The sequence below is a fragment of the Pseudoalteromonas sp. P1-9 genome (genome assembly GCF_001399975.1).
Taxonomy (GTDB): domain Bacteria; phylum Pseudomonadota; class Gammaproteobacteria; order Enterobacterales; family Alteromonadaceae; genus Pseudoalteromonas.
The window spans coordinates 89,241-98,257 of record NZ_LKBD01000006.1; the positions used below are offsets into that span (position 1 = coordinate 89,241).

Genomic DNA, 9,017 nt, shown 5'->3' on the forward strand with positions numbered 1-9,017 from the left:
GCCTATTATTAAAAATTGAAATCTTGTAGTCGTTCGCTAACGGTCAGATCTTTTTGCTGTTCTTGGGCGATATCTTGTTGTAACTTTTCATTCCAAGTATCTTCATCCCAAAGCTCAAACTTATTGAGTTGACCAACTAACATTAATTTTTTATTGAGCCCTGCATGCGCTCGAAGTGGAGATGACAATAAAATTCTGCCGTTTTTATCAAGCTGACATTCCATCGCACTACCAAGTAAAATACGTTTAACGCGACGTTCCGCTTCAACCATATTCGATAATTGACTCAGTTTTTGCTCAACTTCTTGCCATTCACTTAGCGGATACAACAAAAGACAGGGATCTTTTAAATCAATCGTGCACACTAACTGGCCTTCGCAATCTGCCTGCAATAAAGCACGAAACTTGGTTGGTATTGCCAAGCGTCCTTTATCGTCGAGGTTAATTGCATGTGCGCCACGAAACATATAAGCGTTCCCATTTTGTTATTAGTGCCGATCCACTGAGATCCATTTTTTACCACTTTTCTCCACAACGTTAGAGTCTAGGGCTTGACACAGGTATTTGTCAAGAATTGTAACAATAATATTTTTCTCGCAAGCCCTTTATTGATAAGGGCTAGAGCAAAGTTAATGAATTTAGTGGAAAAATGTGGAGAGAGATCTTAGATCAAGCCTTTACTAGCCTAGCATTGAAACTTTTTGCACAAAAAGCGATCGAATATTTATGGTTTAAGAAATAAAGCATACGCATAACAGATCGTGCTTTTACAAACTTTAACTGTAAACAGTTGTTGTTATTTTGACCCTCTGATATTTTGTGACGATAAATTGCGATCTTATTTAAGGAAATATTTATGAAGTTCAGCAAACTGCAAAAAGGAATTACCTTAGCGTTATCAATGTCGATGTTAGTAGCCTGTAATGGTGATTCAGACTCAGATAATGATATTGGTGGTGGCGATAATTCATGGGTTGCCGGTGAGTTTAAAGCAAAAGAGATATTTGCAAATAAATGTGCCGTTGTTCGTACGGGGTCTGATCCTTACACCAATGAAGTATATAAGGATCGTGCTGGTACACTCACAGATGAAAAAATGTGGTTGCGTTCATGGAATCATGAATCATACCTCTGGTTCGATGAAGTTGAAGATGTCGACCCTGTCAATTACAGTACACCACAAGCTTATTTCGAGGTACTTAAAACGTTTGCCAAAACCAGCTCAGGTGCAGATAAAGATAACTTCCACTTCGCGCAAGATACCGCGGAGTACCGTAAGCGCACGCAAGGCAGCGCATCTTCAGGATACGGCATTCGCTGGCAAGCGCGTAACCTCGATGCAGAAGGTCGTTTCACGCTTCCACGCACATTGTATGTGGCAACTATTGAACCAGGTTCACCTGCAGATACAGCAGGCTTTATGCGTGGTGATCAGATCATCAAAGTGGATGGTGCTGATTTCTTAAATGGCAATGATGTTGAAACACTTAATGCTGGTTTATTTCCAACAAATAATGGTCAAAGTCACGACATCACAGTAAAAGATGTATTTGGCGCAGAAAGAACCATTACAGTTACATCTGGCAGTTATGATCTTTCGCCAGTTAAAGCGACCAATACCTTTGTTCATGCAGGTAAAACAGTTGGCTATATTCAATTCGATACATTTAATATCAGCGACGCGCAAGATGACCTAATCAACAAGTTCACCCAGTTTAGGAACCAAAATGTTAGCGAGCTGGTAGTTGATTTAAGATACAACGGCGGTGGTTTGCTCGCGCTTTCGTCACAGCTAGCTTATATGATTGCCGGTGATGTGAATACGCAAAACCGAGATTATTATACGCTTAAGTACAATGGCAAATGGTCTAACGATGAAACTATCGGCTTCTACAATAAAAAAATTGATTGGCAAAACGGTAATTTAACTAACATCGATTTACCTACCGTAGGCCTAAATAAGGTTTACGTGCTATCGAGTGATTCAACTTGTTCAGCGAGTGAAGCACTAATTAACGGCTTAAAAGGTATTGATTTAGATGTTGTGTTAATTGGTGGCCAAACATGTGGTAAGCCTTATGGCTTTGTTCCAACCGATAATTGCAGCACAACCTATTTCACAATTCAGTTTAGCGGTGTAAATGATAAAGGTTTTGGTGAGTACTCTGATGGACTAATCCCTAAGCAAAACCCTAACTTCCAAAACGAAGTACGTGGTTGTACGGTAAGTGATGACTTAACTCGTCCACTCGGTGATATTTCAGAAGGCATGCTATCAGCTGCGCTTTACCACATCGAACGAGGCAGCTGCCCACCAATTGCTGCAAGCTATGCACCAAAGACATCAACAACGGCTAAACAAGTTGTTGGTGAGCCACTTAAAATGCCACAAGATCGTACGCAACAAATGATTGAAAATAATGCGATCTTTACACCTCTTAAAACTACCAATAAATAAACGGCGGTTTATTTATTAATCCTAAAAAAGGTGGCCTTGCCACCTTTTTTATTAACACATCGTATTTATTGCATTTGTTTTCACATCAATACTGTTAAGTATGTGATCAGCAATAGCGCTGGATAAATGAAATGGTATCAATTACCGGAAAATAAAAAACAACGAGATCCCGCCGACTGCAAGCACAGTGCCAAACAGCGTTTTTCCAGAAGGGATTTGCCCTTTTAAAATTGAAAACAACAAAATAAATAAAGGTGATGTGGCAATTAACGTTTGCGCTACAGCCGGATTCGCATATTTAAGTGCAATTTGCTGCAACCAAAGGGTTAAGAAAGTGCCCACCACAATGGCAAGTAAAAGTAATACAAACTCACGCTGCGCCATTTTTGAAAAGCCAGTAACAAGTTGGGCCAACTGTCGTCGTTTAAATAGTAAAAGTGTTACAAGCAGTGCACCCACACCTGCAAGTAGTCTAAGTACTGCACCTAGTAACGGCTCAATATCGCCAGCGACAAGCGCATAATGAGAAATCACCACGCCCGAAGCTTGGCAAACACTGGCTAATAGACCAAACCCTATGCCAGCTGCATTCACTTTTTGAGTATGGGTTTCAGGCTGCATTACGACTAAAGCTACCGCAAAAGTCGTGACTAACACTCCTAACCAACTCTGCCAAGTTAATAAGCTACCAAGTATTAATACCGCTAAAATACCGGAAAGTGGCGGAGCTATTGATTCAAGCAATAGAGTTTTATTTACGCCTATGCGCTTTAATGACGCAAAATAAGCACTATCACCAATAGCAATACCTATCACACCTGAAAATAACAAAATCCCTATATGCTCAGGCGATAAAGAAAATTCAACATTTGGCAGTAAAGGCAGCGTAAGCAACATTAGTGACGCAGCAATAACACCTTTAACCAAATTAAGCTGCAAGGCACTAAAGTGATGACTAAAGCGACCATACAAAAGGCTTGCTAAAGCCCAAAAAAAAGCCGCTGCTAACGCAGCCACTTCACCTAACATACTATTTCCTCAATAAAATTCTTTCCACCAGATTGAAATTCTCAGCGCAGCTGCCACAGTTAAAGTAGCCCCAAATAAACGTTGAGAGCAAATTATGGCAAATTGGATTGATGGACAAGTTACTCATATCAAGTGGTGGAACGACAAGCTATTTAGTTTAACCGTGTCTGCATCATTACCAAGTTATAAAGCAGGGCAATTTACTAAACTTGCAATGACAATTGAAGATAAAAAGATCGCCCGTGCATATTCTTTCGTCAATACACCCTCAAACAATAACCTTCACGAGTTTTTACTGGTGACTGTGGAAGACGGATTACTTTCACCGCCGCTTTCTGATTTAAAAAAAGGAGATACATTGCAAATTGTTGAGCAAGCCTCTGGTTTTTTTACGTTAGATGAAGTACCAGAATCTGATACATTATGGCTCTTAGCAACAGGCACGGCGATTGGGCCTTTTTTATCTATGCTAGGTGATGATGTGATTTGGCAAAAGTATAAACATGTTGTGCTTGTTCACGGAGTACGTAAACACACTGACTTAGTTTATGAGCAGCTAATTCGCGAGCTGTGTAGCAATCATCCTCTGACGTTTGTGCCCGTTGTCAGTCAAGAAGAATGGCCCGACGGGCTGCAAGGTCGCATTACTAATGCGATAACCTCAGGTGAGTTGTTTAGCCATGTTGAAATAACGCCAACGCCACAAAACAGTCAATTTATGCTTTGTGGTAATCCAGAAATGGTCAAAGAAACAACGCAATTACTATTAGATTTAGGCTTTACGCGAAATCGCCGCGCAAAGCCTGGAAATATTACCGTGGAGCAATATTGGTAAGGTGTCGTAGTTAAGGCCGACTACTCACCGGCAATAGACATACTCTCAATCAAAATTGAGCCTGTTTGAATGCTGCCACGCACATCAACATCACCGCCAATTGCCGCCACTTTTAAGAACATGTCTTTTAGGTTTCCGGCAATGGTAACTTCGCTTACCGGGTATTGAATTTCACCATTTTCTACCCAAAAACCAGCTGCACCGCGCGAATAGTCACCAGTAACAATATTAACACCTTGCCCCATCACTTCAGTTACTAACAAGCCTGTGCCCATTTCATTAAGCACATTTTTTAAATCTTGATGCGAGGCTTCAACTAACCAGTTATGAATGCCACCAGCATGACCTGTTGCCTGCATACCAAGTTTGCGTGATGCATAACTTGCTAATAAGTAAGTTTGTAACTCACCACCTTTAATGATTTCACGATCTATGGTTTTAACCCCTTCACTGTCTACAGCTGAAGATGCTAGGCCACCTAAAATGTGCGGACGCTCTTGAATATTCACTTTATCGCTAAATACTTGGCTACCTAAGCTATCGAGCAAGAAACTCGATTTGCGATAAAGTGCACCACCACCAATGGCTGACACTAAATGACCAAATAGCGAGCTGGCGATATCGGCGCGAAACACAACCGGATACTTACCCGTTGGAATACGGCGACAATTTAAACGTGCGATTGTTTCTTCTGCCGCTTCAATACCAACACTTTCAGCGCTACTTAACCCTTCTTGCTTACGAGCGATGGTATAGGCTGAATCGCGTTGCATCATGCCATTTTCTTCGCCAATCACCATACAGCTAATACTATGACGACTGCGCGGAAATCCCACTAATTGACCGTAGCTATTACCATAAACACGCAGGCCGTTGTGGCTAGAAAAGCTAGCGCCATCTGAATTACTAATACGACTATCAAACTGCATTGCCGCCGCTTCAGCTTGTTTACACAAGTCAATTCCTTGTTCAGCAGATACTTGCCATGGGTGATACAAATCAAGATCTTGCGGAGCAAAATCAAGCAACTCTTTATCAGCGATGCCATTACATAGATCTTCTGAAGTATATTTAGCAATTTCAACAGCTTTCGATACAACTGTTTTTAGTGCCTCGGGGCTTAAATCTGCGGTTGACGCTGAGCCTTTTTTATTTCCTACGTAAACACTAATGCCAAGTGCACCGTCTTGGTTATATTCAATCGTTTCAAGTTCGCCTAAACGGGTTGAAACAGATAAACCTGAGGTACTCGACATTGCCGCTTCAGCAGAGCTTGCGCCTAACTGTTTTGCGTAATCGAGCGCTTCGCTCACCGCTTGCTTAACTTCATTAAGGCGCTGAAAAATTGGATCGTTAGAGTCTGCTTGCATAGGAAAATGAGTTTAAATTTAAATATTTTTTTAAGCATATCAAAAATACCGTCATAAGGCAGAGCATCGAAACAGATTTTTCACGTATAATATAAAGAAATTACGCAATTAGACTTGGGTAGATTTACTCAAAACAGACTAACAATGCGTGACATTACTAATTTGTGGAGAAACCATGGCCAAAAAGAACAAAGTTGATTTCGATACGCCAGAGGAAGAAATTATTTACGTATCACGTGCAGAACTTAAGCGTGATGCCAAAGAGTTACATGGACTTGGTGCCGATATTGCTGGACTAAGCAAAAAGCAACGTAAAACAATTCCATTAAACGATGAATTGATTGAAGCGATGGAGCTTGCAGATCGCCTTAAAGAAAAAACGGAAGCTTACCGCAGACATTTAAACTACATTGCAAAATGTTTACGCTTGGCGGCAAATATTGAAGAGATCACTAAAGCGGTAGATATTTTGAAAAACAAGCATGCTCAAGGTAATGTGTTGTTTCATAAACTTGAACATATTCGCGATGAGTTAATTGAAGTTGGCGACAATAAGATCAATGAGTTAGTATCAGAATATCCCGAACTTGATAGACAGCGATTACGTCAATTAACACGCCAAGCAAAAAAAGAAAAAGAAGCAAATAAGCCAGCTAAAGCTTATCGTGAAATTTTTCAGTGTTTAAAACAAGTAATCACGCACTAATAAAACAAACAGCAACGGTTAAGGATAAGCATGAGAACAATAAGGCAACTTGGTATTTTACTCACTGCATCTGCGCTTGCAGCGTGTAATGGCTCATCAGGTAAAAACGATGAAGTGACACCGCCAGATCCAAATGCGCCAACGCTATTGACGCTTTCGGTACTTGATGAAAATTGCCAAGCACTTACCACACCTTCTCTCGTTGCTGGATCAACATTTTGTGTACAGGCTTTTCTAAGTAAAAATAGCGAAGCCGTAAGCAATACCAGTGTTAGTTTTGAAACAGCGCTAGGCACATTGTCGCCAAGTAGTAAATTAACCAATATTGATGGCATTGCACAGGTATTACTCAGCAGTACCCCTTCTGATATTGGCGCAGCGGACATCACAGCAACATCGCAAGATGCGAGCGCTAGCACAAGCTTTGAGTTTTTACGTGACACTAGTCAAACAACGCTACTGCCTGTTGTAACACTCACCAGCTTAGTTGGCGATTTAGCGGTAAACAATGCTAAGCAAGGCGAAGTTATCACCTTAAAAGCCAACTTGCTCGACAACCTCAACAACCCAATTAGCCAAGTACCGATTAGTTTTACTGCTGAGATTGGTGAACTTAATGCCGCATCTTGGTTAACCGACGCAAATGGTAATGCCAGTGTACAGCTAACGCTCACTTCCGACAGTCCTATCGGCGCAGCCACAGCCGTAGCAACGTACCAAATTGATGAAAGTAATAGCGTAAGTTCGCAAATAAACTATCAAGTATTAAGTGCCGATGATATTGATACACCAGTTGTACAAGCCGGTTACTTTGATAGCAATGGTAATTTTGTTGCTAACCAATTGAAACTAAGCGTTGCGCGCCAAGGCGATGACTCGGTAGATTTAGCGGCAGGCGGTACTCTCGGCCTATCACTAGTATTAGTAGACGAAAACCAGCAAGTAATCACTACGCCAACTGCTGTTAATTTTAGCTCCAGCTGTGTAATTAATGGCACAGCTAGCATTGACCAGCAAGTTCTCACAATAAACGGTGAAGCTAATTCAACGTACAGAGATATTAACTGCGCTGGGGCCAATGGTAATCAAGATCAAATAATCGCAAGCGTTACCGTAAACGGCGAGAACATTATTTTAACGCAAGATGTAAACCTCTCTGGCGAAGCTCTCGGTGCCATTGAATTTGTATCAGCAGATCCGACGTCAATCGTGATTAAAGGTACTGGCGGCGTAGGCAAGCAAGAAATTTCAACTATCACTTTTCGCGTTAAAGGCAAACAGGGTAATTTACTGGCTCAACAGTTAGTTAATTTTAGCGCAAGTACCGATGTTGGCGGTCTAGAAATATCTCCTACTTCCGCAATTACTAACTCACAAGGTGAAGTGAGTACCAAAGTAATCTCGGGTACTGTGCCAACACCTGTTCGCGTTACAGCAAGTGCCACAACGACTAACGATGCAGGCGAAAGCGTCGAGATTATCAGTCAATCTGATTTGCTCTCGGTTAATACCGGTCTTGCCGACCAAAACAGTATTTCTTTATCCGCAGAAATTCTTAACCCTGAAAGTCACAATACAAATGGCGTAACCAGTGAGATTACCGCATGGCTAGCAGACAGTTTTAATAACCCCGTGCCCGATGGCACTACGGTTAACTTTACCACTGAAGGCGGTCAAATAGAGCCAAGCTGTCAAACTACCAATGGTTCATGTTCAGTCACCTGGCAAAGTAGCAACCCTCGCGTGTTTAACCACAGATCAACCATTCTCGCTACCGCCATTGGCCATGAAACCTTTTTCGATACCAATGGTAATAATCTATTTGATAACCAAGATGGCAACGCCGTAACAGATGCAGCTGTATCAAGCGGGTTTGGTCGTGCTGAATATTTACCTTCAGGTTTTATCGATATGTCTGAAGCATGGCGCGATGACAACGAAAACGACCAATACGACCAAGGCGAAACTTTTATCGACTTTGATAACAATAAAACATTTGCCAGCGCCGATGGTATGTTTAACGGCCCACAATGTTCTGGCGATTTATGCGCAACAAAAAGCTTAATTAATGTGCGTAAGTCATTGGTGCTGATTATGGCAAGTGGCAGTAGCTATTGGTCATTATATGAAACAGTGGAAACCACACCGGGTGAATTTAGCGAAACTATAGTCGCGAGTAATCGTGATAACGTAAGTATCTTTAGAACACCCATTGTACGCGGTGCTAGTCAATCTTATTCACTAAGCTTTGCAGATACTTCATTACAAACCTTACCCCAAGGCAGCACAGTAAGTGTAAGTACTGATGTTGGTGAACTAGTTGGTCAAACAAGTTTTACGGTAGGTAATACCAATGGAACAGCAAATGCGATTAGTCAAACTGACTTAAATACTAATATTACTATCTCAAGTGCAAAGAGTAAGAATGTATTTGGCGGCGATACGATAGGTTTTACGCTAAAAAACACGCTCGCTGAAGGTGATGATGCTACTACCGCGAACTTAACGATTGAAATAACAAGTTCCGGTGGCGTGGTCACATCACAGTTTATTACTGTCGACTTACAATAAAGTACATATAAAAACGCTGCAATTGCAGCGTTTTTTGTCTTCTCAAAT

7 protein-coding genes are annotated in these 9,017 nt (G+C 41.3%); 4 read left to right on the plus strand and 3 right to left on the minus strand.

Going from position 1 to position 9,017, the window contains the following annotated elements:
* Nucleotides 1-8 precede the first annotated feature (8 nt).
* Nucleotides 9-467: a division/cell wall cluster transcriptional repressor MraZ gene (mraZ, locus tag AN214_RS06245; RefSeq protein WP_010561177.1), complete on the minus strand. Its 459-nt coding sequence runs from the start codon at nucleotides 465-467 to the stop codon at nucleotides 9-11.
* A gap of 389 nt (nucleotides 468-856) precedes the next feature.
* On the opposite strand from mraZ, the gene AN214_RS06250 reads away from it, so the two are divergent.
* Complete coding sequence (locus AN214_RS06250; RefSeq protein WP_054978927.1) at nucleotides 857-2,458, plus strand: S41 family peptidase; 1,602 nt, start codon at nucleotides 857-859, stop codon at nucleotides 2,456-2,458.
* Between the two features lie 141 nt (nucleotides 2,459-2,599).
* Here the strand turns inward: AN214_RS06250 and AN214_RS06255 are convergent, their stop codons facing one another.
* A complete protein-coding gene (locus tag AN214_RS06255; protein ID WP_054978928.1) occupies nucleotides 2,600-3,487 on the minus strand; it encodes a DMT family transporter in 888 nt (295 codons plus the stop codon).
* Nucleotides 3,488-3,581: 94 nt separating this feature from the next.
* Between AN214_RS06255 and AN214_RS06260 the strand changes: the two genes are divergently transcribed.
* Nucleotides 3,582-4,322 carry a ferredoxin--NADP reductase gene (locus tag AN214_RS06260; RefSeq protein WP_054978929.1) on the plus strand — a complete coding sequence of 247 codons (741 nt, stop codon included), beginning with the start codon at nucleotides 3,582-3,584 and terminating at the stop codon, nucleotides 4,320-4,322.
* 20 nt (nucleotides 4,323-4,342) lie between these two features.
* Here the strand turns inward: AN214_RS06260 and pmbA are convergent, their stop codons facing one another.
* Nucleotides 4,343-5,692: a metalloprotease PmbA gene (pmbA, locus tag AN214_RS06265; protein ID WP_054978930.1), complete on the minus strand. Its 1,350-nt coding sequence runs from the start codon at nucleotides 5,690-5,692 to the stop codon at nucleotides 4,343-4,345.
* Between the two features lie 175 nt (nucleotides 5,693-5,867).
* Here pmbA and yjgA point away from each other — a divergent pair, with 175 nt between their 5' ends.
* Together yjgA and AN214_RS06275 are read left to right on the plus strand one after the other, a co-directional pair.
* Complete coding sequence (gene yjgA / locus AN214_RS06270; protein WP_010561182.1) at nucleotides 5,868-6,398, plus strand: ribosome biogenesis factor YjgA; 531 nt, start codon at nucleotides 5,868-5,870, stop codon at nucleotides 6,396-6,398.
* A 30-nt stretch (nucleotides 6,399-6,428) separates the two neighbouring features.
* A complete protein-coding gene (locus AN214_RS06275) occupies nucleotides 6,429-8,969 on the plus strand; it encodes an Ig-like domain-containing protein (RefSeq protein ID WP_054978931.1) in 2,541 nt (846 codons plus the stop codon).
* Nucleotides 8,970-9,017: the final 48 nt, after the last annotated feature.